Origin of the sequence: Pseudomonas sp. MF5691, assembly GCF_016405645.1 — a bacterium.
GTDB lineage: Bacteria > Pseudomonadota > Gammaproteobacteria > Pseudomonadales > Pseudomonadaceae > Aquipseudomonas > Aquipseudomonas shahriarae.
The window spans coordinates 16,905-41,732 of sequence record NZ_JAEKDC010000018.1 but is presented as its reverse complement, the minus strand read 5'-3'; the positions used below and the strand labels follow the sequence as shown (position 1 = coordinate 41,732).

Below are 24,828 nucleotides of genomic sequence, written 5' to 3'. Positions count from 1 at the left end.
CCCGACAAAGCTGTCAAAGACCCCTGCCCACGCCGTCCCTAGGATTTGAGCCTTCCTTGGAATGACGAAGGCCATCATGCGTTCAAAAACGATTTACCTCGCTGCCACTTCTGTGTGCCTGATCACCTGCACCCAACTGTCAGCCGCCGCCGACTGGCAATACAGCCTGCAAGCCGGGGCGGCCAACCTGCCGCGTTACAGCGGCAGCAATGAGCGTATGACCGCGCCATTGCTGGGCGCAAACGTCGTCAGCCCGTGGGGGATTTTTCTCGATACCAACAAGGGGCTGGGCTGGGGTTATGAGGATGACAACCTCAGTTTCAGTGCCTATGTCGGCGCCAGCACTGCGCGCAAGGACCAGAAGAAAAGCACCAGCCTGGGCTCCGACCGGCTCAAGGGCATGGGCCAAATCAAGTCGCGACCGCAGTTCGGTGTGAGTGCCAGCTACACCTTGGGCACGGCCGTGCTGGGCGCGACCCTGGAACATGCGCTGGAGCAAGACGATAAAAAAGACAGCGGCAAGGCGTTTACCTCCCTGGAGCTGAGCATTGGCACCAACCTGTATGACGGTGACTACGGCACCGTGGACGCCAGCCTCAATAGCCTCTTTGGCGATGGCAACTATGTGCGCACCTGGTACGGCGTCACCCCCGGCCAGGCCCAGCACAGCCGCTTTCGCGCGTATGACGCCAAGGGTGGGATGGTCAGCCGGGGCTTGAACCTCGATTGGAGCGTGCCGCTGGGCGACCACACAACCTTCTCTACCTTGCTGGATGTGCAGTATTTGTCGGGGGATGCCGGCAAAAGCCCGATTGTGGAACGCCGGATGCAAACCTCCGTGATGGGTGTGCTGAACTACAGCTTTTGATTTGCAAACCCGATCAGACAGGGGGGGCTGGCTTGCCGGTCGCTCCATTACTGCGATGGTCATTCGCTCTTTTTGGGTTGTTGGGGGGGGGGGGTGTACATATCCGTTGCTGCGGTCACGGCGGCTATTGGTTCCGCCCTTACGGCGGCTCACTTTGGAGAAGCGCCAAAGTAAGCAAAACGCTTTTGCCCCACCACTCGGTGCCTCGCCTAGGCTCGGCATGCCCGCAGTCAGGCATTGCTCCGTGGGCCCGCCGCGATCGGCCATCCATGGCCGTGTCGCGGCTACCCGGCATCCATGCCGGGGTGCCCACTGCGCAATACCTGCCTGCGGCCATCGTGGTTTAACGGGGCGCCTGAGATCAAGATCAAAAGCAGAGCAACAGCAAAGCCAGAGCGCGAAGCTGCATTCCCCTGTGGGAGCTGGCTTGCCTGCGATGGCGGCCCAATAGATCGCCACAGAGTGTCAGGTACCCAACGTCATCGTTTACGACCATCGCAGCGAGGCGGCGACCCGACTAGCCAGCTTCCACACCCGCCAGCCCCCACATTTACAACCTTTATGAGTTTGCAAAAGGTTAGTCGGCGTACGCCCAAGTCATCCGGAACGACGCCCCGCCCCACTGCGAGTCCAGCACCTGCACCTGCCCGCCATGCCACTGGCTGACCCGCTGCACCAGCGCCAGGCCCAGGCCAAAGCCGCCGGTGCGGCGGTCGCGGCTGGCGTCCAGGCGCATAAAGGGTTGGAAGATTTTCTCCCGGCCGTCCTCGGGTACGCCGGGACCGTCGTCGCAGACGCGTACTTCATAACCACTGCCGAACTTGACCAGCGACACCTCGACCCGATGCTCGGCGTAACGAATGGCATTGCGCAGCAGGTTGATCACCGCGCGTGCCATAAACCGCGGTTCGATCTGGATGAAGTCGACTTCACAGGCACCCAGGGACAGTTGCACGCCTTCGGCCTCGGCTTCCAGGGCCACACTGCCGATCACACTGTCGAGCCAGCTGTGGGCCTCGATGTTCTCGCGGGTGACCTGTGTCGCGCCACGTTCAAGGCTGGCGTAGGTCAACAGTTCGGAAACCATGTCCTCCAGTTCGCCTAGGTCGGCGTACATATCGCCGATCAACGCGCGGCTCTGGCGCGGATCGGCCTCCTGTTTGAGTTGGTCGAGTTCAAACGACAAGCGCGCAATCGGCGTGCGCAGTTCATGGGACACCGCATTGGTCAGCTCGCGCTGATTGGCGATCAGGTGTTCGATGCGCTCGGCCATCTGGTTGAAGTGCCCGGCCAACTCGCGCACGCTCGAGCGCCGTGGCAGGAGGATGCGCGAGCCCAGGTCATTGTCACCAAATCGCTGGGCCGCCAGGCGGATATGCTCCAGGTCGCGCCAGTGCGGGCGTACCCAGAAATACAGGACAATCGCCAGGCACAGGCCCAACAAGCTATAGGCCCACAGGTACAGCCAGCGCGGCTCCACCGGCAGCTTGATCTGAAGCAGCTGCGCGCCACCGTCGATTTCGGTGATGAACTCCATAAAGTCGCCGCGCACCACCAGCTTGCCGTCAGTCAGCAATTGTTGCTCGCGGGAGGTGAGTGCCGCAGCGTCCCGGGCAATCAAGGCCAGGCGCAGGCCATAGTGCTGCTGCAGCTCGGCCAGGCGTGCCTCGCGGGCCACGCCAGCCGGCAGCGGGCGCAACTGCTCCACCAGGCCGTAGGCCGGGCCGCGCATGGCTTCGCGGTTGTAGGTTTCGTTGGCTTCGGGCAGCAATTCGTCGAAGGTGTAGTTCACCAGCCAGATTGCCCCGGCCAGGCCCAGGGCCAGGATGATGTACAGACGCAGAAACAGGCGCAGCATCGGGCTAGGCCTCCCAGGCAAACGGGTTGAACAGGTAGCCCTTGCCCCAGATGGTCTTGATGCACACCGGCTCGCGGGGGTTGTCATTGAGCTTGTTGCGCAGCTTGCTGATATACACATCGACACTGCGGTTGAGCCCATCGAAGGCGATCCCGCGCATGCGGTTGAGGATATCGTCCCGCGAGAGGATCTTGCCCGCGCTGCTGGCCAGCAGCCACAGCAGCTCGAACTCCATGGTGGTCAGGTCGATCTTCTCGTCACCCAGGCTTACCCCCCGACAACTGCGGTCAATCGCCAGTTGGCCGAACGCCAGGGAACCACGCACCGTCGGCTCGGGCAGATGGCGGCGCTGCAAGGCGCGCAGGCGTGCCAGCAACACCGGCGGCTTGATCGGTTTGATCACATAGTCATCGGCGCCGGATTCCAGGCCGAGGATATGGTCCAGGTCGTCTTCCTTGGCGGTGAGGATCACGATGGGGGTGTCGGACACATTGCGGATCTCGCGACACACATGCAGGCCGCTCTGGCCCGGCAGCATCAGGTCGAGCACGACGATCTTCGGTTTGAACGCCAGGAACACCGCCAACGCCTCATCGCCCCGGTGCACCACGCGCACTTCAAAGCCATGCTGTGACAGAAAATGCGCGATCAGCCCTGCCAGCTTCTCATCGTCCTCAACGAGTAGGACCTTGCCCAGACCCAGGTTTTCCATACGTTCTCAGTGTGCAAAAGCGGATTGAAGAGCGAGCATTATAGGTGGCAAGCTGTCCGGCAAAAGCGCCTGGCCAGCAGCGGCTGACGAAGCTTCATGTTTTTAAGAGTTTTTAACAATTAGCCTGCAATGTTTAACGCCACCCACAGGGAGTTGTATGCGCAAGGATTACCTGGCGTTCTTTGTTTCGCTGTTCCTGTCCCGGCTGGCGGACCAGATTCTGCTGTTTATCGTGCCGCTGATCGTATTTCAGACCACCAACAGCGTAGCGTGGGCCGGGCTGGCGTTCTTTATCGAGTCGCTGCCGCGATACCTGGCGTTCCCGGTGTGCGGGGCATTGTGCGACAAGTTTTCGCCCGTGCGCATCCTGCATATCAGCCAGGCCTACCGGGCGCTGGCATGCCTGGTGGCCGTGGCGCTGTACGCGATGTTCGGCGGCATCCATTGGCTGGTGATCCTGTCGGCGCTGTGTGGAGTGCTGACGACCCAGGGCATCATGGCGCGAGAAGTCGTCATGCCGCATATTTTCAAGCATTACACCTACGCCAAGACCCTCTCCTACTCGCAAATCGCCGACCAGAGCGGCCTGGTGCTAGGGCCACTGATTGCTGCGCTGATGCTGGAGGTGTGGGCCTGGCATTGGGTGGTGCTGGGGATTGCCGGGCTGTTTGTGCTGGCAGACCTGGCAATGCTGGTTTGGCAGCGCACTACCACGGTGAATCTCGAAAACCACGCGCAACACCGGGATATCTGGCTGCAACCGCTACGCATCGCGCTCGGGCATATCCGTAACCTGGCGGAGCTCAAGCGCATTATCGCCCTGGCAGTCGGCGTGAATTTGATTATTGGCGTGACGCTGGCCACCTCCGCCGCCATGGTGACCGGCCTCTACGCGGCCGACAAGGATGCCTATGCACTGCTGCAGGCCGCCGGCGCGGTGGTGACCATCGTCATCCTGTTTTACCTGGCGCGCTCGAGCCTGGCGTTGAAAGTGCTGGGCGGGCTGTCGTATTCGGTGATTGCGCTTGGGGCATTGATCATGGCGATCAGTCCCAACCTCTGGCTGTACACCCTGGGCTTTCTGCTGGTCACCGGTTTCGACAAGATGTTCAACGTGTACATGCGCAGCACCCGTCAGCGGGTCATTCCCGTGCAGGATTTCGGCAAGACGGTGGGCGTGATCACCTTGTTCAATAACCTCGCGCAGCCATTGGCGGGCCTGGCAATTGCCGTGCTGGCGGCACCTTTTGGCACGCAAACGGTGATCCTGCTGCTGACCGGGATCACCGCGCTGATCGGCGTGGCCGTGGCCTCAGGCTGGCACGCCACTGTGAAAGCGGAACTCGATATCGGGTGATTCGATCAATTCCTGCTCGGCCGCCCTCACCCGCTCGATGACCTGGGCAACATCCTTGGCATCACCGTATTGATAGGCCAGCTTCAGATAGCCCTGGAAATGCCGTGCCTCGCTTTTCAGCAGGCCAAAGTAGAACTTGCCGAGTTCTTCGTCCAAATGCGGCACCAGTGCTTCGAAACGCTCGCAACTGCGCGCTTCGATAAACGCCCCGACCACCAGGGTGTCCACCAGCTTCACCGGTTCGTGGCTGCGTACCACCTTGCGCAAACCCGAGGCATAGCGGCTGGCATGCAGCTGGCGCAGCTCGATCTTGCGTTTTTTCATCAGGCGCATGACTTGCTCATGGTGCACCAGCTCTTCGCGGGCCAGGCGCGACATCATGTTGATCAGGTCGACATGGGAGTGGTACTTGGCAATCAGGCTCAAGGCCGTGCTGGCGGCCTTGAATTCGCAGTTTTTGTGGTCGATCAGCAGGGTTTCCTGGTCGGCCAGTGCGGCCTGGACCCAGGCATCGGGGGTGCGGCAACCGAGGAAGTCATGGATTTCGGGCAGGTTCATCGGGCTCACGGGCAAAGGGTCACAAAAGGCCGCCGATTATACCGACCCCGCCGCAGACCACCAGTCACGGGGCTTGATGTGCATCAACATGCTGTACGGCGGGCAACAACTATAGTTGTTCGAAGCCTTGCCCTTCCCACCCTTGGAGATCTCGCTCATGAACGAAATTGGCAAAATCCTGGTGATCATTGAGCCCGAACACTCGGAAAGCCTGGCCCTCAAGCGCGCCAAGCTGATCGCTGGGGTGACAGGCGCTCATTTGCATCTGCTGGTGTGCGACAAAAAGCATGAGCATTCGGCGCTATTGGCCTTGCTCAAAGAGCAATTGTCGGCCGATGGCTACAACGTCACAACCGAACTGGCCTGGAACAACAACCTGCACGAAACCATCATCGGTGTGCAGCAGGCCGAAGGTTGCGCACTGGTGATCAAGCAGCACTACCCCGACAGCCCGCTGAAAAAGGCCCTGCTGACGCCGGCGGACTGGAAACTGCTGCGCTTGTGCCCGGCCGCTGTGCTGTTGGTCAAGACCGCGACCCCATGGACCGACGGGGTGATCCTGGCGGCCATCGACGTGGGCAACCTGGATAACGAGCATAAAGACCTGCACGCGGCCATCATCGACCATGGCTTTGACATCGCCAGCCTGGCCAAGGGCCAGTTGCATGTCATCAGCGCCCATCCCTCGCCCATGCTGTCGGCAGCCGATCCGGTGTTCCAGCTCAAGGAAACCATCGAGGCGCGCTATCGCGAGCAGTGCAAGGCGTTCCAGGCCGAATTCGACATTGACGACAGCCGCCTGCATATCGAAGAAGGCCCGGCGGATGTGCTGATCCCCCATACCGCCTATAAGTTGAGGGCGGCCGTCACGATCATTGGCACCGTGGCACGCACCGGGATTTCCGGGGCGCTGATCGGCAATACGGCGGAAGTGGTGCTGGATGCGCTGGAGAGCGATGTGCTGGTGCTCAAGCCCCAGAGCATCATCGACCACCTGGAGGAACTGGCCAGCAAGGCACAGTGAAGATCAGACATGTGCGAGCGGGCTTGCTCGCGATAGCGGTGAGTCAGTTGATACATCCCTGACTGAACTGGCGCTATCGCGGGCAAGCCCGCTCCCACAAGGGATCTTGGCAAGGCAGGATATTTTGGCCACACCCCAGAACAAAAGTGGGAGCTGGCTTACCTGCGATAGCGGTGGGTCAGTTGATAGATGCCTGACTGACACGCCGCCATCGCGGGCAAGCCCGCTCCCACATGTTGATCGGCGACAGTCAGTGACCTAGTGCATCCTTGAGGAAGCCAGGGGCGATATAGCGCTGGTAATGCGCCTCGGACAGGATAAAAAACTCCCGGTCAATGGCATCACGCAGTTCCGGCAGGTTCCAGTCGCGAAACTCCGGCATCAGCACCATGCCATAGGCTTCCAGGTTGTTGATCACCCGCGCGCCACGGGCGATCAACTGGTAGGCCCAGCAGTATTCCGACTGGTGCGGCACAAAGCGGATTTTTCGCTGTTCGAGTTGCCAGCGCAGCCGTTTGGGGTCGAATACTTCCAGCTTGCCCGCCATGACCTGCACCAGCAGTTGCTCAAGCCGCAGCCAAACTGCGCGTTTTTCTTCCTCGCCATAGCCGTTCCACTGGATCACTTCGTGGTGGAAACGCTTGCAGCCGCGGCACACGAGATCGCCGTAAACCGTGGAGCACAGGCCGATGCAGGGGGTCTTGATGGTTTGGTTGGGCATGGGTGACAACGCACAAATCAGCGAAACAGTGGCCCATGTTAGCCCTTTGTCTAAGGTTCATCACCCTGCAAACTTGCTGCGGCAACTTACCTTTAGAAATTTTTTGCCGTAGAATCATCCGGCCTTGTAAGGCGCCAAATAATCCGTTGGAAGCTGTTTTCAAAGCGTCACGAGCACAGTCGTTCCTTCAGAACGGTGTTGGCGCTGGTTATTTACCCTCCAAATGACCAGCACCAACCCTCATCAGCTCCGTTCTGCAGGCGTAAAACTTTGAAAGCAGCTTCTGTGAGAAATGCCGGCAGCGCTGGCTCTACGGCCCAAAAAGCCCCCGAGCGCATGCGTGCCGTGCATGTCTGGATGAGCGTCCCGTGGGACCACTGATGAGGGTAATAACTGTGCTTGAAGCCTACCGCAAACATATCGAAGAGCGTGCAGCCCTGGGTATCGTTCCCCAGCCGCTAAACGCCGAACAAACCGCAGGCCTGGTCGAGCTGCTGAAAAATCCCCCGGCTGGCGAAGAAGAGTTTCTCGTTGACCTGATCACCAACCGCATTCCACCAGGCGTTGACGAAGCTGCCTACGTCAAGGCCGGTTTCCTGTCTGCCCTGGCCAAGGGCGAAGTGTCTTCCCCCCTGATCGACAAAAAGCGCGCGGTTGAACTGCTTGGCACCATGCAAGGCGGCTACAACATCGTGACCCTGGTCGAGCTGCTGGACGACGCTGAACTGGCCGCCGTTGCTGCTGCCCAGCTCAAGCACACCCTGCTGATGTTCGATGCATTCCACGACGTCGCGGAAAAAGCCAAGAACGGCAACACGCACGCCAAGGAAGTGATCCAGTCCTGGGCCGACGGCGAGTGGTTCAAGAACCGCCCGACCCTGGCCGACAAGATCAGCCTGCGCGTGTTCAAGGTCACCGGCGAAACCAACACCGACGACCTGTCCCCTGCTCCCGATGCCTGGTCCCGTCCTGACATCCCGCTGCACGCCCTGGCCATGCTGAAAATGGCCCGTGAAGGCATCGTGCCGGACGAGCAAGGCAAGACCGGCCCGATGAAGCAGATCGAAGAAATGCGCGGCCAGGGCTTCCCGATCGCTTACGTCGGTGACGTGGTCGGTACCGGTTCGTCCCGTAAGTCGGCAACCAACTCGGTGCTGTGGTTCTTCGGCGACGACGTCCCGTACGTGCCTAACAAGCGCGCTGGTGGTTTCTGCTTCGGCAGCAAGATCGCTCCCATCTTCTACAACACCATGGAAGATGCTGGCGCACTGCCAATCGAATTCGACGTCACCAACATGCACATGGGCGACGTGATCGACCTGTACCCGCATGCTGGCAAAGTCTGCAAACACGGCACCGACGAAGTCCTGACCACCTTCGAAATGAAGACCCCGGTCCTGTTGGACGAAGTCCGTGCCGGCGGCCGTATCCCGCTGATCATCGGCCGTGGCCTGACCGACAAGGCTCGCGCTGAGCTGGGTCTTGGCCCTACCGACCTGTTTAAGCTGCCTGAAGCACCGGTCGACACTGGCAAGGGTTTCACCCTGGCCCAGAAAATGGTCGGCAAGGCCTGCGGCCTGCCGGAAGGCAAAGGCGTTCGTCCAGGTACCTACTGCGAACCGAAGATGACCACCGTGGGTTCCCAGGACACCACCGGTCCAATGACCCGTGACGAACTGAAAGACCTGGCGTGCCTGGGCTTCTCCACCGATCTGGTGATGCAGTCCTTCTGCCACACCGCGGCCTATCCAAAGCCGATCGACGTGACCACCCACCACACCCTGCCTGACTTCATCATGACCCGTGGCGGTGTATCGCTGCGTCCAGGCGACGGCATCATCCACAGCTGGCTGAACCGCATGCTGCTGCCGGACACCGTGGGTACCGGTGGTGACTCCCACACCCGTTTCCCGATGGGCATTTCGTTCCCGGCCGGTTCTGGCCTGGTAGCGTTCGCCGCAGCCACTGGCGTAATGCCACTGGACATGCCTGAGTCGATCCTGGTGCGTTTCAAAGGCAAGATGAAACCTGGCATCACCCTGCGTGACCTGGTTCATGCCATTCCTTACTACGCAATCCAGTCCGGCCTGCTGACCGTTGAGAAGAAAGGCAAGAAAAACGCCTTCTCCGGCCGCATCCTGGAAATCGAAGGCCTGAACGACCTGACGCTGGAGCAGGCTTTCGAGCTGTCCGACGCCTCGGCCGAACGTTCGGCTGCCGGTTGCACCATCAAGCTGTCGAAAGACTCCGTCACCGAGTACCTGAACTCCAACATCACCCTGCTGCGCTGGATGATCGGTGAAGGCTACGGTGATGCGCGTACCCTGGAACGTCGTGCCCAAGCGATGGAAGCCTGGGTTGCCAACCCTGAGCTGATGGAAGCCGATGCCGACGCCGAATACGCCGAAGTCATCGAGATCGACCTGGCCGAAATCAACGAGCCAATCCTCTGCGCGCCAAACGACCCGGACGACGCCCGTCTGCTGTCCAGCGTCGCTGGCGAGAAGATCGACGAAGTGTTTATCGGTTCGTGCATGACCAACATCGGTCACTTCCGCGCTGCCGGCAAGTTGCTGGAACAGGTCAAGGGTCAGCTGCCAACCCGTCTGTGGCTGTCGCCGCCGACCAAGATGGACGCTCACCAACTGACCGAAGAAGGCTACTACGGCATCTACGGCAAGGCTGGCGCGCGCATGGAAATGCCGGGCTGCTCGCTGTGCATGGGTAACCAGGCACGTGTTGAGCCGAATTCGACCGTAGTGTCGACGTCGACCCGTAACTTCCCGAACCGTCTGGGTGATGGCGCGAACGTCTACCTGGCATCGGCCGAGCTGGCGGCAGTCGCCTCCACCCTGGGTCGCCTGCCGACCGTCGAAGAGTACATGGGCTACGCAGCGAAACTGGACACCATGGCCAGTGACGTCTACCGCTACCTGAACTTCGACCAGATCGCCGAGTTCCGTAAAATCGCAGCAAGCGCCAACATTCCGGTGGTTCAAGCCTAACGGTGTGTTGATGTGAAGAACGCCGCGTATCGCAAGATACGCGGCGTTTTTTTATGCCTGGAAAAACCTGCCGGGCACTGGCTGTCGACGGCCTTTCTCCAACGACCTACCAGATCAGGTAGTTGTCCCGCCGCGCCTTGAAGGCCGAAACTCTCTACACCCTGATGCCCGCGTCATGGGATCCGCCTGCTTTGGATGTACTCGCGCTGTATGCCGTACGACTTCTAATAAAAACAGCCAAGCCTCGTCGTCGATGCCCGTACCCGGTGGCAGGGGCGCTCTCACCCGTTTTTAAGTGCTTAATGGAGGTGTGTTATGTGGCGCAATCAATATGTGATCAAGAACGTCTTCAAGGACTATGCGGTGTCGGTGGAACAAATCGGCGATGCCCCCGATAAAAAGAATGTGCTGCTGGTCAATGGCGCCATGGCCACAACCTCGGCCTTTGCCCGTACCAGCAAGTGCCTGGCCGAACACTTCAACGTGGTGCTGTTTGACTTGCCATTCGCCGGAAACTCCCGGGCTCACAACCCGAATCGGTGCCTGGTGACCAAGGACGATGAAGTCCAGATCCTGCTGGCCTTGATCGAAGGCTTCAATATTCACCATCTGGTTTCCGCATCCTGGGGCGGCCTGTCGACCTTGCTGGCCCTCGCCCAGAAGCCGGACAACGTCGAAAGCTCGGTGGTGATGTCATTCGCTCCCGGCCTCAATGGCCCGATGCTCGACTACGTCAGCGGCGCCCAGGCACTCATGGCTCGGGATGACAACGCAGGCATCGGGCACTTGCTCAACCAGACGCTGGGCAAGCACCTGCCGCCCCGCCTCAAGAGTGCCAATCAACAGCACATGGCGCAGTTGATCAACGCCGAGCAGCATCAGGCGCGATTCCATATCGACCAGGCCCTCAAGCTCAATGAAGGGGCTTACCTGCCCCAGCTTTCGAACATCGACAGCCACGTGCACTTTTTGAACGGTGCCTGGGACGAATACACCAGCGCCATGGACGTGCAGCGCTTCAAGCAGTACATCCGCGACTGCAGCTTCTCCACGGCCGAGAGCAGCGGGCACTTTCTGGATCTGGAATCCAGGGCTGCGGCCAACGGCGTGCACCGCGCGTTGCTCGGCCATTTGCTGACGCATCGCGACGCCCGGCCAGAGGCGTTTTGCATGTCGCCTCCTCACCGAGCGCAGTTGAGCTTCGCCTGAGCACTTTTGAACAAGGATGTGGATGATGAGAGTAATCATGATTGCCATCGGTTCGGCCGGTGACGTTTTTCCCTTTATCGGCCTGGGCGCAGCACTGACCCTGCGCGGTCATCAGGTGACCTTGTGCAGCATGCCGGCGTTTCAACACACCATCGAGGCCCGGGGCCTGGACTTCGTGCCGTTATGCGATGAGGCGACCTACAACGCCACCATGGGCGATCCCCGCCTGTGGGATCCGAAGACTTCCTTCAGCGTGTTGTGGCAAGCCATCGCAGGCCTATTAGAGCCGGTCTACGATTATGTAACCGCGCATAACACTGACGATAGGGTAGTGGTCGGCTCGCTGTGGGCCCTGGGTGCACGTATTGCCCATGAAAAATACGGTTTTCCTTACCTCTCGGTCCAAGTGTCCCCTTCAACCCTACTGTCGGCACATTTACCGCCTGTACACCCCACTTTCAATGTGTCACGTCGCCTGCCCTTGACGGTGCGCAAATTGCTCTGGCGCGGGATCGAATACCTGAGCCTGGACCGGACCTGTGCCCCACAAATCAATGCCCTGCGCCGCAAACACGGATTGCCGGGCGCGGTGAAGAACATCTTCAGCCAATGGATGCATGCCCCCCAAGGCGTGATTTGCCTGTTCCCCGAATGGTTCGCCCCCGTCCAGCAAGACTGGCCGCAACCCCTGCACATGGCCGGCTTCCCACTGTTCGACGGTGGCACCCTGGGGCTCGATGAACAGACCCGGGCTTTCCTCGATGCCGGACCGCCCCCTGTGGTTTTCACCCAAGGCTCCACTGAGCACTTTGACCAGCAGTTTTATCACTTCGCCCTGGAAGCGCTGCACAGGGTCGGCGCACGCGGTATTTTTCTGACCGGTGATCGGCCGGTGACCAGCGATTTGCCGCCCACGGTGATGCAACGTCCGTTTTTGCCGATGAGTTCGCTGCTGCCCCGCGCAGCCGGGCTGGTCCACCCCGGCGGCATTGGCGCCATGAGCCTGGCGCTGGCTGCCGGCATCCCACAGATTGTCCTGCCGATCGCCCATGACCAGTTCGATAACGCCGAACGACTGGTGCGCATGGGGTGCGGGATGCGTCTTGCCCTGCCCTTGGACAGACAAGACCTGCAAGGGGCGATCACAGCGCTGCTACACGACACCCGGTTGCAACAGGCCTGTGCTCGGGCGAGCAGCCTGATGCCCGCCGATGCGGCGGCCTGTGAAACAGCGGTCAAGGCCATTGAACAGTGCCACGCGCACCATTCAATACCTCGCCTGCGCCAAGCGTCATAAACACCGGCCTCTTGGGCAAAAGTGCCGTGCCAGAGCCGTCGGCAAAGCACCGGAAAAGTTTGACAGAAAGATCACGTGGGCTAGATTGCCAAAGGTTCCAGGAATCGAGGCGACTGTCCATGGAGAAGGAAAACGACCTCATCCGCTGGTGGAATCGCTTGCGGATAGAGATGCTCAAGCAACAGGGAGGAGCACAAGTGTTCGCGCTGCTGGAGCGGGAAGTGTTGCAATTGGGGTTCGAGTATTACGCCTATGCCGTACGCCACCTGACCCCTTTTACCCGACCAAAAACCGAGATTCACGGCTCTTACCCCGAAAGGTGGCTGGAACATTACCAGGAGCAAAACTACGCGGCTGTCGATCCGTCGATCCTCAGTGGCTTGCGTTCCACCGAGATGGTGCTGTGGAACGACGCACTGTTTGAAAACAGCCGCAAGCTATGGCTGGAAGCTCGGGACTGGGGTCTGTGCATCGGCGCCACGCTGCCGATTCGCAGCCACGATCATTCGCTGCGGGTACTGTCCGTGGCCCGGCGCCAGGATCCTATTTCGCGGGCTGAAAGCGACGAAATTCAATTGCGCCTGCGCTGCATCCTCGAACAGGTGACGCTGCGCCTGACAGATCTGGGCCATAACGAACGCGCCCACCCGTCGGTCTGCCTCAGCCTGCGTGAGCGGGAAATTTTGCAATGGACCGCCGACGGCAAGAGTTCAGGCGAGATCGCGCTGATCCTGACCATCTCCATCAACACGGTGAACTTTCACCTCAAGACCATCCAGAAGAAATTCGGCGCAGCCAACAAGACACTGGCGGCTGCCTATGCCGCCGCACTGGGCCTGATCTAGGCCCGACGATCACGATAAGGACATCCAATGATCAGCATCATCACCCGCCATCACCATGAACTGTCTGCAGCCCTTGAGGACGACCTGGGCCGCTATCGACACGAAGTGTTCATCGAGCAACTGGGTTGGCAGCTGGACTCCACCCACGCCCGGCCCCAACGCGAATTCGATCAGTTCGACCAGGCCGACACGCGCCATATCCTCGCCCTGGACACAAAAGGCCAGGTCTGCGGTTGCGCACGGCTGTTGCCGACCACCCAACCTTATCTACTGTCGGAAGTCTTCGGGTTTCTGTGCGACCAGCCAAGCCCGCGCAGCCGTGACACCTGGGAAGTGTCGCGTTTTGCCGCCCGCGCCCTGGAGAAAGGAACCCTACCGATGCGCGTCTGGTGGAACAGCCTGCACCATGCCTGGAGCCACGGCGCTAATCAGGTGGTGGCAGTGACCACTCCAGCGCTGGAGCGTTATTTCCTGAAAAATGGCGTGCAATTGAGTCGCCTCGGCGCCCCGCAACGCGTGAACAACGACCATGTGGTAGCACTGAGTTTTCCGGCCTGGCAGAAAAACGGCCGAATCGCGCTGCACGCTGATTCGGCCGTTGCCTAGCTAGAGATATGAGTAACGCCGAGGTCGCCGGCGCTGATCACATCAAGGGATCAGCGAGTAAATCAGCGAGGAGATGGCGACCAGGCCGACCAGGGTCACGAACACATTGGACATCTGCCCACGGTACTTTGCCATGGCCGGCACCTTGCGGATCGCGTACATCGGCATCAGGAACAGGATCGAAGCAATGATCGGCCCACCCAGGGTCTCGATCATCCCCAGGATGCTCGGGTTCAGGGTGGCGATGATCCAGCACACCACCAGCATAAAGCCAGCAGTCATGCGGTCCAGGGCCTTGGCGCCCGGGCGGCGGCCGCTCTTGACGATCAGGCCCTTGAGGCCTTCGCTGGCGCCGATGTAGTGGCCCAGGAAGGACTTGGCAATCGCCACAAACGCAATCAATGGCGCGGCAAAGGCGATGGTCGGGTTATCGAAGTGGTTGGCCAGGTAAGACAGGATCGACAGGTTCTGCGCCTTGGCTTCGGCCAGCTGGGCCGGTGACAGGGTCAGCACACAGCTGAACACGAAGAACATCACCATCGCCACCATCAACAAGTGGGCACGGGACAGGATTTGCGAGCTGCGCTCTTCGGCGTGGGCGCCGTACTGGCGTTTCTGGTCAACGGCGAAGGCCGAGATGATCGGCGAGTGGTTGAACGAGAACACCATCACCGGAATCGCCAGCCACAGGGTGTGCAGCAGCGCCGACGGTGCCGGAACGGTGCTGGCCGTGCTGAGGATGCCGCCATTCCAGTGCGGAACCAGGTACACCGCCAGAAACAGCAAGGCAACAATAAACGGATAGACCATCAGGCTCATGGCCTTGACGATCACCTGCTCGCCGCAACGCACCACGGCCAGCAGGCCCAGGATCAGCACAAACGACAGCAGCGCCCGTGGCGGTGGCTCGATGTGCAGTTGGTGCGACATAAAGCTTGCGACGGTGTTGGTCAGCGCCACGCTGTAGATCAGCAGGATCGGGAAGATCGCAAAGAAGTACAGCAAGGTGATCAAAGCACCGGCCTTGATGCCGAAATGCTCTTCAACCACCTCAGTAATGTCCGAGCCCGCACGCCCCGACAGCACAAAGCGGGTCAGGCCACGGTGTGCGTAGTAGGTCATGGGGAACGCCAACAGCGCGAGGATCAGCAACGGCCAGAAGCCGCCCAGGCCTGCGTTGATGGGCAGAAACAAGGTGCCGGCGCCAATCGCCGTGCCGAACAGGCCAAGCATCCAGGTCGTGTCCTGGCGGCTCCAGCCCGTGAGGGTTACAGGTGTCGTTGCGTAGCGTTCATCGACGCTATTGGCCTGATCATTCATCCGCTCGGTTCTCCACTTTCATACGATCGCGGCGAGTCAGAAAAACCTGACAGGCAGCGCCACGACCGTAACAGGGGCGCGATTGTCCGGGATTCACTTGAATAAGCAAAGACTTAGCTGAGGAATGGTTGTACGGAGCAGAGCCAGTCGATTGACCACAAATTGTTGGAATCAGGAACGTTACGCCCCCATCGCCCACTCAGTGCAAGCTCTACTACAAAACCTGGAGATTCAAGCATGACGACTTCAAGCCTGAACATTTTCAACGCTGGCCAGTTGGTCGATAGCGTATCGACCCACATCGCCGATCAAATCGCTACCCAAGACAAGCCCAAGCAACAACAGTCTGACACCTTCACATTCAACGGCATTGAATACGCCGCCGCGCCCAAGCCTCGCAACACACTGATACCCACCCCGCGAATCGGCTAAAGATTGGCGAAACTGAGGAATGGGGGTGGCGCAAATGCGTTTAATCAGGCAACAACCCTATAGATAGCCGCCCCTTTAAACATAGAATTTATATACTTATCGCAATCTATATCTCACCAGCTTATTTGTAGGAATCCCCCTACTTCACAGCGAGCATTTGAATATTTTTTAAATGATTGCCCATGGATTTGTTACAAACATATACCCAGGCATTGATAGCACCTGCCAGCACATTTATATTCCGTCACTGCCGGGCCCAAGCAATACCCAACCAAATACAAGAATAAAAACCCACGCCCCATGTAGGAATTATCCAATGCGAAAATGCCATGCCGTTTTTACAGGTCTACTTCTCGCTGGACTGCTCGCTCCACTTTCCAGCCAGGCACAATCGACAAACTCCGACATCCGCGCACTCGCTTCTTCGCCCCAGTGGCTGACCACCAAAGTCTATATAGAAGGCGCCCCGCAAATTGACGTCAAGGACAAGTATCCGGGCGTGGTTGGCATCTCCATGTGGGACCCCGAGCGTAATCGCTATGAGTTTTTCTATGCCGACACCGGGCTGTCAAAGTATGACAATGGCGGTGGCGGTTACTTTCTGGTCACAGGCGACAAAACCACCCATATCCTGGTACCAGACAAGGGCCCTGCCAGAACAGTGGTCAGGCGGCTTGAGGTCCTCAACAACCAAGAGTTCACCTATTCGCGGGAAGTGCCCCGGGACATGGTCGAGACCAACGAGAAAGTTCGTATCTACGTGGTCCATGCGCCTTACAACGGGCCGATCAAAACCTCCACCTCCCACTGAGTATTCTTGACCTGCCAGATACCATCAGGCTTTGACTACTTACTTCAAAAATCCATAAAACAATAAAAAGACGCCTCTTATGAAAACTCAACTCAAGTCGTTATTAATATCCACCGTATGGTTGTCCGCCCTTCTTTCCAGCGGCGCCAATGCGCAACCCTCAGCCCCCGCGACAGCAAAAATACCGCACGCCACACCCGAAAATGCAATTATGTTGACGGTATTTCTCAAACATGATCAATCCCGCCCATTAAGCGAACTAAGGGCGCAACTCGCCAAGCAGGATTTCTACAAAGTATTTCCACCGGAGGGAGTAGAAGTCGTCAGTTGGAACATCACCATGGGAATCGGCCAAGTCATCGTCCTGCGCCTACCCGCCTCTCGGTTGTCAGCGGTCAATCTGGCACTGGAAAATGCTGCATGGGGCACCTACCGGACCGAGTTTTTCCCCACCTATGATTTCCGGGAAATCGCCCAGGCAGAACAGAACAAGGTAAGACAAACCCAGTAACGCCCCCCACGAATGCCCAGCGTCTGCAGCCTGCGCCGACGCTGGCATCCCCATGCCAAGGCCTCCCATCGAGGAAGCATCTTTCATCTGCGGGCATTCGTACTACAAAAAATACCGCATACTCCAGAGATCAAACCCCACAACAAGAGCTGCCCCATGCCCGCCACTGTTCTGGTCCTGGTTGAAACCATCAATGAATACCTGCCCATCATCGAGAGCAACGACTTTCATGTGATTCTGGCGCCAACCCCCGCAGAACGCGCCCAGGCGATCAAGACCCATGGCGGGCAGATCCGTGCCGTGCTGACCCGTGGTCCACTGGGGTTGTATGCCGAGGAGATCGCCGCCCTGCCACTGCTGGAAATCATCTGCGTGATCGGTGCCGGCTATGAGCATGTCGACCTGCAGGCGGCGAGCAATCGCAAGATTGTGGTCACCAACGGTGCCGGGGTAAACGCGCCCTCAGTGGCCGACCACGCCATGGCCTTGTTGCTGGCGCTGGTACGCGGCATTCCCCAGACAGACGCGGCCGTGCGACGTGGCGAATGGCCCAAGGTGATGCGCCCGTCCCTCGCCGGCAAACAGCTGGGCATCCTCGGCCTCGGCGCGGTAGGCCTGGAGATCGCCAGGCGCGCCGCCCTCGGGTTTGGCATGGAAGTCAGTTATCACAACCGCCAGCCCCGCGATGACGTGGACTACACCTACTGCGCCAGCGCCGTGGAACTGGCGCGTAACTCGGACTTCCTGGTGCTGGCCACCCCCGGCGGCGTCGGCACGTACCACCTGATCGACCGCCAGGCCCTGGACGCCTTGGGACCCCACGGCTACCTGGTGAACATCGGCCGCGGCAGCGTGGTGGTGACCGCCGACCTGGTGGCCGCCCTTGAGCAACGCCGTATCGGCGGCGCGGCCCTGGATGTGTTCGACGACGAGCCCCAGGTGCCCGACGCCCTCAAGCGCCTGGGCAATACGGTGCTCACCTCCCATGTCGCCGGCCTGTCGCCCGAAGCGGCCCATGACACCGTGCAAAGGGTCGCCGAAAACCTCGTGGAACACTTCGCCGGGCGCCCGGTACTCACACCGGTTGCCTTGCCCCCGCCCGAAAAATGACCGATCAGGCACGCTGATTGTCGTCCAACACGCTAGCCTATTAAGCCACCACAGCCTTGTGGCAGGTTGGCTGTGCGCATTAGATTAGCCAATAGTCCAAGGCCTCAAGAATAAGCAAAAGGGATAAGCATGGCGCTCAATGACCAATCCACCCAGATTCGCCCAGGCGAAGAACTGGATGCCAGCCTCATCGACCCCTACCTCAAGGCCCATATCCCAGGCCTGAGTGGCAGCGCCAGAATCAGCCAGTTTCCAGGCGGCGCCTCCAACCTGACCTACCTGCTGGAATACCCCGAACAGGAATTCGTCCTGCGCCGCCCGCCGTTTGGCCACAAGGCCAAGTCGGCCCATGACATGGGCCGTGAGTTCCGCATCCTCAACCAGCTCAAGGATGGCTTCCCCTATTGCCCCAAAGCCTACGTGCACTGCACCGACGAATCGGTGATCGGCGCCGAGTTTTACGTGATGGAACGGGTCAAGGGCATCATCCTGCGCTCGGACCTGCCGCCGGAGCTGGGCCTGGACGCGGCGCGCACCGAAGCCTTGTGCAAGAGCTTTATCGACAAGTTCGTCGAACTGCACCAGGTCGACTACAGCGCGTGCGGCCTGGCCGACCTGGGCAAGCCTGAAGGTTATGTGCAACGCCAGATTCGCGGCTGGAGCGAGCGCTACGAAAAAGCCCTGACCCCCGACGCCCCGAAATGGGAAGCCGTGCGTGCCTGGCTCAACGACAAGATGCCCGCCGATCATCCGACCTCGAGCATCGTGCACAACGACTATCGCTTCGACAATGTGATCCTCGACCCCAACAACCCGATGCAAATCATTGGCGTGCTGGATTGGGAGCTGACCACCCTGGGCGACCCGCTGATGGACCTGGGCAACAGCCTCGCCTACTGGATCGAAGCCGCCGACCCGGCGCCCGTGCAACTGATGCGCCGCCAACCGAGCAACGCCCCCGGCATGCTGACCCGCCGCCAGTTTGTCGATTACTACGCCGAGCGCTCCGGCATCCAGATCGACAATTTCGACTTCTACTACACCTACGGCCTGTTCCGTCTGGCCGGCATCGTGCAGCAGATCTACTACCGCTTCTTCCATGGCCAGACCCAGGACAAACGTTTCACGCAGTTCATCCACATGAACACGCTGCTGGAACAGATGAGCCTGAACGTCATCCACAAATCCACCCTCTGACCCGACAAGGAACCACCATGTCCAAGACTCATCTGTTCGACCTCGATGGCAAGATCGCGTTTGTTTCCGGGGCCAGCCGTGGCATTGGTGAGGCCATCGCCAAGCTGCTGGCCCAGCAAGGTGCCCACGTGATTGTCTCGAGCCGCAAGATCGACGGCTGCCAGCACGTGGCCGATGCAATCATCGCCGCCGGCGGCAAGGCCACGGCCATTGCCTGCCACATCGGCGAGATGGAGCAGATCAGCGAGGTGTTTGCCGGCATTCGCCAGCAGTTCGGGCGCCTGGACATCCTGGTCAACAACGCCGCGACCAACCCCCAGTTCTGCAACGTGCTGGACACCGACCTCGGCGCGTTCCAGAAAACCGTCGACGTGAACATCCGTGGCTACTTCTTCATGTCAGTGGAAGCCGGCAAGCTGATGCGTGACAACGGTGGCGGCAGCATCATCAACGTGGCCTCGATCAACGGCATTTCCCCGGGGCACTTCCAGGGCATCTACTCGGTGACCAAGGCCGCAGTGATCAATATGACCAAGGTGTTTGCCAAGGAATGTGCGCCGTTCGGCATCCGCTGCAACGCCCTGCTGCCGGGCCTGACCGACACCAAGTTTGCCTCGGCCCTGGTGAAAAACGAGTCGATCCTGAACATGGCCCTGGCCCAGATCCCACTCAAGCGCGTGGCCGACCCCAGCGAAATGGCCGGCGCGGTGCTGTACCTGGCCAGCGATGCCTCGACCTACACCACGGGCGTTTCGCTGAATGTGGACGGTGGCTTCCTCTCCTGACCCACGCTTGTGTGGGAGCGGGCTTGCTCGCGAAGACGTCGGCCCAGCAAACATTGATGTTGACTGACCCACTGCTTTCGCGAGCAAGCCCGTTCCCACATTTTTGATCGGCGCGGCCTGTACATACGAGTAACCTTGGCAGAATTGGCCGCCTCGGAATGAAACATGGAACTGCACGTCGTCATCCAGGGCCGCAAGGACCTGGCCGAACAGCTTTACCAGCAACTGCGCGACGCGATTGAATCAGGACGCCTGGCCGCTGGCGCGCAGTTGCCCCCCAGCCGCTTGCTGGCCGAGCAGTTGGGGGTGTCGCGCAAGACCGTGTCCGACACCTACACCACCCTGACCTACGAAGGCCTGCTGATCGGCAAGATCGGCCGTGGCACCTTCGTCACCCCCCATACGCTGCGGCCAAAGGGCCTGCAAAGTGCGGCCGACCTGGCCTGCGCCGCCAACCTGGCCAAGTGGCAGGCCCTGCCCTCGCCCATGCGCCATCCGACACGCGAAAGCACGTTGCGCTGCGAGTTCATCGGTGGCGCCACCACCCGCAGCCTGTTCCCCCAGGACGAATGGCGACGTTGCACCCAGGACGCTCTGCGCCGCATTGCCAAAAACAGTGGTTTCTACGGCCAGCCCGAGGGCTTGCCGGCCTTGCGCAATGCGATTGCCGGGCATATCGCCTTTTCCCGTGGGGTCAACTGCCGCGACGACGACATTGTGGTGTGCAACGGTGCCCAGCAGGCACTGGACCTGATCGCCCGCGTGGTGCTGGAACCGGGCAGCATCGTCGCCATGGAAGACCCCGGCTACGCCCCGGCGCGCCTGCTTTTCGAAGCCATGGGCGCCACGGTGGCCGGCGTGCCGCTGGACGCGCAAGGGATCCAGGTCGAGTTGATTCCCGAAGGCACCCGACTGATCTACGTCACCCCGTCCCACCAGTTTCCATTGGGTATCCCCATGAGCCTGCCGCGCCGCGAAGCGCTGCTGGAACGGGCGCTGGCGCTGGGCGCAATTGTCATCGAGGACGACTACGACAGTGAGTTCCGCTACGAAGGCCGCCCCACTGACGCCCTGCAAAGCATGGATACACGAGGCATCGTCGCCTATGTCGGAACCTTCTCCAAGACCCTGCTCCCAGAGCTGCGCCTGGGCTACACGGTGCTGCCACCGGCCATCCGCGGCGCGGTACTCAAGGCCAAGCAACTGAGCGACCAGCACAGCTCGACACTGCCGCAATGGGCCCTGGCCAAGTTCATCAGCGAAGGCTATTTGCTCAAGCACATTCGGCGTTGTCATGCGGTCTACACCACCCGCCGCGAACGCATCCTCAGCCGCCTGGCCGGCGACCTGTCGCCCTGGTTCGAAGCCGTGCCCAGCGTGGCCGGGTTCCACTTGGCCGCGCTGTGCAAAGTGCCCGTGAACATCCCCCTGCTGATCGAACGGGCGCGCCAGGTGGAAGTCGGCCTGTATCCACTGGACGTGTTTTTCCATCAGGCGCCGGTGCGTAGTGGCTTGATCTTCGGCTTCGGCGCCATCGAGACCCTGGATATCGACCCGTCCCTGGACAAGGTGCGCGATATCCTGTTGCAGATTGGCTGAGGAGTAAGGAGGCCCTGCCAGTTCAGGACTCAGGGGCGCCTGAACTGGCGGCGCAGGTCTTCAATCGGCTGCCGACAGGCGCAGCCTTCCAGGTGGTCATTGACCATCCCCATCGCCTGCATGAATGCATACATCGTCGTCGGCCCGACGAATGTCCAGCCGCGCTTCTTCAAGGCCTTGGACAAGCGTACCGACGCCGGTGACGTCGAGTTGCCCGTCCAATAAGCCATGTCCACCACCGCCGGGCGCTCGTCGGCCGCCGGCTCGAATGCCCACAACCAGGCCGCCAGCGAGCCGTATTCATCCACCAGTTCACAGGCCCTGCGCGCATTGTTGAGGGTCGAGAGGATTTTCGCCCGGTTACGCACAATGCCGGGGTCGGCCATCAAGCGCTGGATATCCTGCTCGGTGTACTGCGCCACCCGGCGAAAATCAAAACCCTCGAACGCCCGGCGAAAATGCTCGCGCTTGCGCAGGATGGTGATCCACGCCATGCCGGCCTGGAAGCCTTCCAGGCAGATTTTCTCGTACAGCGCCCTATCATCGGCAACCGGTACACCCCATTCGTGATCGTGGTAATCGGGGTACTCGGCAGCGGCCGTTCGCCATGTACAACGGGTCAGTCCCGTTTCATCGGTTGTCAGTCCAGGCTTGTCCATGCATCACCTCAGCAGCCAAGCCGGGGATGATAAGCGAAAAATTTTCCAGACCGCCAACCGCTCAAGCATCACGGTTACCGAGCAACTGGTAAGACCGGACAAGCTAAACAGCCCCTCCCCCCCTTGTAGTTTGCAAAAAACCGAGCGTAGACTGGCCGCGCACTGGACTTACCGGTAAGACCACAACAATTAAGCCCTGGACCCACCAGGGCACCGAATAGAGATCCTTCCCATGCTCAGATGGTGCTCGCGTTCGATTTTCCTGCAAGTCGTCATAGGCCTGATGCTCGGCATCGCGTGCGGCTTGGCCCTTCCCGAATTCTCCTCACAACTCAAACCCCTGGGTGACGGCTTTATCAAGCTGATCAAGATGCTGATCGGCCTGATCGTGTTCTGCGTGGTGGTCAGCGGCATTTCCGGTGCTGGCGACCTGAAAAAAGTCGGGCGCATCGGCCTCAAGTCGGTGATCTATTTCGAAATCCTCACCACCATCGCCCTGGTACTGGGCCTGGTGCTGGCCTTCAGTACCGGGATCGGTAGCGGGGCCAATATCCATCTGGAACAGCTGTCTTCCGCCGGCCTCAATGAATTGGCGGATCGTGGCCAACATATCAAGGGCACTAGTCAGTTCCTGATGGACCTGATCCCCAACTCGGTGATCGGCGCCTTTGCCGACAACAACGTACTGCAAGTGCTGTTGTTCTCGGTGCTGTTCGGCAGTGCGCTGAACCTGGTAGGGGAAGCGGCGTCGGGCATTTCACGACTGATCAACGAACTGAGCCATGTGATCTTCCGCATCATGGGCATGATCGTGCGCCTGGCGCCCATCGGCGTATTCGGTGCCATCGCCTTTACCACCAGCACCTATGGCCTGGATTCGCTACAGCACCTGGGCAGCCTGGTGGGTCTGTTCTACCTGACCTGCATCGCGTTTGTCGCGCTGATCCTGGGCGCGGTGATGCGCCTGTCGGGCCTGCGCATGCTGCCGCTGCTCAAATACCTGCGCGAAGAGCTGCTGATCGTGATGGGCACCGCGTCATCCGATGCAGTGTTGCCACAGATCATGCGTAAACTGGAGCACCTGGGCATCGGCAGTTCCACCGTCGGCCTGGTGATCCCCACCGGTTACTCGTTCAACCTCGATGGTTTCTCGATCTACCTGACCCTGGCCATTGTGTTTATCGCCAACGCCACCGGTACGCCGTTGTCGATGACCGATCTGCTGACCATCCTGCTGGTGTCGCTGATCACCTCCAAGGGTGCCCACGGCATACCGGGCTCGGCCCTGGTGATTCTGGCCGCGACCCTCACCGCCATTCCCGCCATCCCGGTGGTGGGCCTGGTGCTGGTGTTGGCCGTGGACTGGTTTATGGGGATTGGCCGTGCACTGACCAACCTGATCGGCAACTGCGTGGCCACCGTGGCCATTGCCCGCTGGGAAAAGGACATTGATCTGCAACGGGCCAACAAGGTGCTGGAGGGGCAGCAAGGGTATGCGTTCCAGGCCAAGAAGCCGGTGTTGCCGGCTCACCAGGAGTTCTAGCGCAGATCGAGTGTGGGAGCGGGCTTGCTCGCTCCCACCGTTAATCGTCGCCATTTTTACCGTTTGTGTTTGCAACATAAGGAGCCCGGCGTGATCAGCACCTCAACCGTCGTCAATTCAGTCGTAGAAAAACTACGCGCCGCCCTGGCCCGAGGCCAATGGCGGCGTGGCGAAATGCTCCCCGGCCAGCGCGAACTGGCCGAACAATTGGGCATCAGCCGCCCGAGCCTGCGCGAAGCCGTGATCGTCCTGGAAACCCTCGGCCTGGTGCGCTCGATGCCCGGCAAAGGCGTGGTCGTGCTGGAAACCAGCGTCAACGAGCCCCAAGCCCATGATGCCGTGGCCGACGCCAGCCTCGCCGACATCCTGCAACTGCGCTACACCCTGGAGCCGTTTATCGTCGGCCTGGTGGCCCAGTCCATCACCAGCAAGGAAATCGGGCAACTGCGCCTGACCCTGATGGACATGCGCGAAGCCCTGGACGCCAACGACAGTGAAGCGGGGATGAACGCCTACATCGCCTTCCACGAAGAACTGTTCGCCCTGACCTCCAACCCGATCTTCCAGAACGTGGTGCAGCAGACTAGCAACGCCCTCAAGCAAAGCGCCCAGGTGTTGCGCAACTCCCCCGAACACCTGGCCGAGCGCCTGCAGGAAAACGAAGCGGTGGTGCGCGCGATCCGCAGCAAGAACAGCGCCCAGGCCAGCGCCGAAATGCGCCGCCATATCCTCAACGAAGGCCAGCGCATGGGGACCGCCCTGAACATTCCCGACGACCATCTCGGCAACTGACTTTGGAGG

General features: G+C 60.1%; 23 protein-coding genes. 17 read left to right on the top strand and 6 right to left on the bottom strand.

The features are described from left to right. Positions 1 to 76: 76 nt before the first annotated feature. A complete protein-coding gene (locus tag JFT44_RS21740) occupies positions 77 to 868 on the top strand; it encodes a MipA/OmpV family protein (RefSeq protein ID WP_057959828.1) in 792 nt (263 codons plus the stop codon). A gap of 577 nt (positions 869 to 1,445) precedes the next feature. Here JFT44_RS21740 and JFT44_RS21735 read toward each other — a convergent pair. Next, a complete protein-coding gene (locus JFT44_RS21735; protein WP_198831122.1) occupies positions 1,446 to 2,726 on the bottom strand; it encodes an ATP-binding protein in 1,281 nt (426 codons plus the stop codon). A 4-nt stretch (positions 2,727 to 2,730) separates the two neighbouring features. Beyond that, positions 2,731 to 3,438 carry a winged helix-turn-helix domain-containing protein gene (locus tag JFT44_RS21730; RefSeq protein WP_057439652.1) on the bottom strand — a complete coding sequence of 236 codons (708 nt, stop codon included), beginning with the start codon at positions 3,436 to 3,438 and terminating at the stop codon, positions 2,731 to 2,733. Positions 3,439 to 3,595: 157 nt separating this feature from the next. Here JFT44_RS21730 and JFT44_RS21725 point away from each other — a divergent pair, with 157 nt between their 5' ends. Next, the gene (locus JFT44_RS21725) at positions 3,596 to 4,795 is read left to right on the top strand and encodes an MFS transporter (protein ID WP_057439653.1); all 1,200 of its coding nucleotides are present in this window, start codon (positions 3,596 to 3,598) and stop codon (positions 4,793 to 4,795) included. Here the strand turns inward: JFT44_RS21725 and JFT44_RS21720 are convergent. Next, positions 4,751 to 5,353, bottom strand: a complete 603-nt coding sequence (locus tag JFT44_RS21720; RefSeq protein WP_057439654.1) for a tRNA-(ms[2]io[6]A)-hydroxylase — start codon at positions 5,351 to 5,353, stop codon at positions 4,751 to 4,753. The genes JFT44_RS21725 and JFT44_RS21720 overlap by 45 nt on opposite strands. Before the next feature lie 157 nt (positions 5,354 to 5,510). Here JFT44_RS21720 and JFT44_RS21715 point away from each other — a divergent pair, with 157 nt between their 5' ends. Beyond that, positions 5,511 to 6,377: a universal stress protein gene (locus JFT44_RS21715; RefSeq protein WP_057439655.1), complete on the top strand. Its 867-nt coding sequence runs from the start codon at positions 5,511 to 5,513 to the stop codon at positions 6,375 to 6,377. Between the two features lie 250 nt (positions 6,378 to 6,627). Here JFT44_RS21715 and JFT44_RS21710 read toward each other — a convergent pair whose 3' ends face one another. Next, a complete protein-coding gene (locus JFT44_RS21710) occupies positions 6,628 to 7,098 on the bottom strand; it encodes a DUF1289 domain-containing protein (protein ID WP_057439656.1) in 471 nt (156 codons plus the stop codon). Positions 7,099 to 7,493: 395 nt separating this feature from the next. Here JFT44_RS21710 and acnB point away from each other — a divergent pair, with 395 nt between their 5' ends. From acnB to JFT44_RS21685, 5 genes are all read left to right on the top strand, one after another. Further along, positions 7,494 to 10,103, top strand: a complete 2,610-nt coding sequence (gene acnB, locus JFT44_RS21705) for a bifunctional aconitate hydratase 2/2-methylisocitrate dehydratase (protein ID WP_057439657.1) — start codon at positions 7,494 to 7,496, stop codon at positions 10,101 to 10,103. Positions 10,104 to 10,418: 315 nt separating this feature from the next. After that, entirely contained in the window at positions 10,419 to 11,312 is an 894-nt protein-coding gene (locus JFT44_RS21700) for an alpha/beta fold hydrolase (protein WP_057439658.1), read from the top strand. 25 nt (positions 11,313 to 11,337) lie between these two features. Next, the gene (locus tag JFT44_RS21695; protein ID WP_198831121.1) at positions 11,338 to 12,609 is read left to right on the top strand and encodes a glycosyltransferase; all 1,272 of its coding nucleotides are present in this window, start codon (positions 11,338 to 11,340) and stop codon (positions 12,607 to 12,609) included. Between the two features lie 119 nt (positions 12,610 to 12,728). Then, complete coding sequence (locus JFT44_RS21690; RefSeq protein ID WP_057959820.1) at positions 12,729 to 13,454, top strand: autoinducer binding domain-containing protein; 726 nt, start codon at positions 12,729 to 12,731, stop codon at positions 13,452 to 13,454. A 27-nt stretch (positions 13,455 to 13,481) separates the two neighbouring features. Further along, positions 13,482 to 14,060 carry an acyl-homoserine-lactone synthase gene (locus JFT44_RS21685; RefSeq protein WP_057439660.1) on the top strand — a complete coding sequence of 193 codons (579 nt, stop codon included), beginning with the start codon at positions 13,482 to 13,484 and terminating at the stop codon, positions 14,058 to 14,060. 42 nt (positions 14,061 to 14,102) lie between these two features. Here the strand turns inward: JFT44_RS21685 and JFT44_RS21680 are convergent, their stop codons facing one another. After that, the gene (locus JFT44_RS21680) at positions 14,103 to 15,380 is read right to left on the bottom strand and encodes an HAAAP family serine/threonine permease (RefSeq protein WP_057439661.1); all 1,278 of its coding nucleotides are present in this window, start codon (positions 15,378 to 15,380) and stop codon (positions 14,103 to 14,105) included. Between the two features lie 237 nt (positions 15,381 to 15,617). On the opposite strand from JFT44_RS21680, the gene JFT44_RS21675 reads away from it, so the two are divergent. The 7 genes from JFT44_RS21675 (at position 15,618) to JFT44_RS21645 (ending at position 21,825) form a co-directional block, all read left to right on the top strand. After that, positions 15,618 to 15,812 (top strand): hypothetical protein, encoded by a 195-nt coding sequence (locus JFT44_RS21675; RefSeq protein WP_057959821.1) that lies wholly within the window; start codon positions 15,618 to 15,620, stop codon positions 15,810 to 15,812. A gap of 316 nt (positions 15,813 to 16,128) precedes the next feature. Then, positions 16,129 to 16,623 carry a DUF4822 domain-containing protein gene (locus JFT44_RS21670; RefSeq protein ID WP_057959822.1) on the top strand — a complete coding sequence of 165 codons (495 nt, stop codon included), beginning with the start codon at positions 16,129 to 16,131 and terminating at the stop codon, positions 16,621 to 16,623. Between the two features lie 79 nt (positions 16,624 to 16,702). Continuing rightward, positions 16,703 to 17,134, top strand: a complete 432-nt coding sequence (locus JFT44_RS21665) for a hypothetical protein (protein ID WP_057959823.1) — start codon at positions 16,703 to 16,705, stop codon at positions 17,132 to 17,134. A gap of 156 nt (positions 17,135 to 17,290) precedes the next feature. Next, positions 17,291 to 18,244 carry a 2-hydroxyacid dehydrogenase gene (locus JFT44_RS21660; protein ID WP_057959824.1) on the top strand — a complete coding sequence of 318 codons (954 nt, stop codon included), beginning with the start codon at positions 17,291 to 17,293 and terminating at the stop codon, positions 18,242 to 18,244. A gap of 129 nt (positions 18,245 to 18,373) precedes the next feature. Beyond that, positions 18,374 to 19,441, top strand: a complete 1,068-nt coding sequence (locus JFT44_RS21655; RefSeq protein WP_198831120.1) for a phosphotransferase family protein — start codon at positions 18,374 to 18,376, stop codon at positions 19,439 to 19,441. Positions 19,442 to 19,458: 17 nt separating this feature from the next. Beyond that, a complete protein-coding gene (locus tag JFT44_RS21650) occupies positions 19,459 to 20,226 on the top strand; it encodes an SDR family oxidoreductase (protein ID WP_057439666.1) in 768 nt (255 codons plus the stop codon). A gap of 165 nt (positions 20,227 to 20,391) precedes the next feature. Continuing rightward, positions 20,392 to 21,825, top strand: coding sequence for a PLP-dependent aminotransferase family protein (locus JFT44_RS21645; protein WP_115128028.1), 1,434 nt, complete (start codon positions 20,392 to 20,394; stop codon positions 21,823 to 21,825). 29 nt (positions 21,826 to 21,854) lie between these two features. On the opposite strand, the gene JFT44_RS21640 is transcribed toward JFT44_RS21645, so the two are convergent. Continuing rightward, positions 21,855 to 22,484 carry a DNA-3-methyladenine glycosylase I gene (locus tag JFT44_RS21640; RefSeq protein ID WP_186625859.1) on the bottom strand — a complete coding sequence of 210 codons (630 nt, stop codon included), beginning with the start codon at positions 22,482 to 22,484 and terminating at the stop codon, positions 21,855 to 21,857. A 232-nt stretch (positions 22,485 to 22,716) separates the two neighbouring features. Between JFT44_RS21640 and JFT44_RS21635 the strand changes: the two genes are divergently transcribed. Further along, positions 22,717 to 24,027 (top strand): C4-dicarboxylate transporter DctA, encoded by a 1,311-nt coding sequence (locus tag JFT44_RS21635; RefSeq protein WP_057439668.1) that lies wholly within the window; start codon positions 22,717 to 22,719, stop codon positions 24,025 to 24,027. A gap of 90 nt (positions 24,028 to 24,117) precedes the next feature. Then, the gene (locus JFT44_RS21630; RefSeq protein ID WP_057439669.1) at positions 24,118 to 24,819 is read left to right on the top strand and encodes a FadR/GntR family transcriptional regulator; all 702 of its coding nucleotides are present in this window, start codon (positions 24,118 to 24,120) and stop codon (positions 24,817 to 24,819) included. Positions 24,820 to 24,828 lie beyond the last annotated feature (9 nt).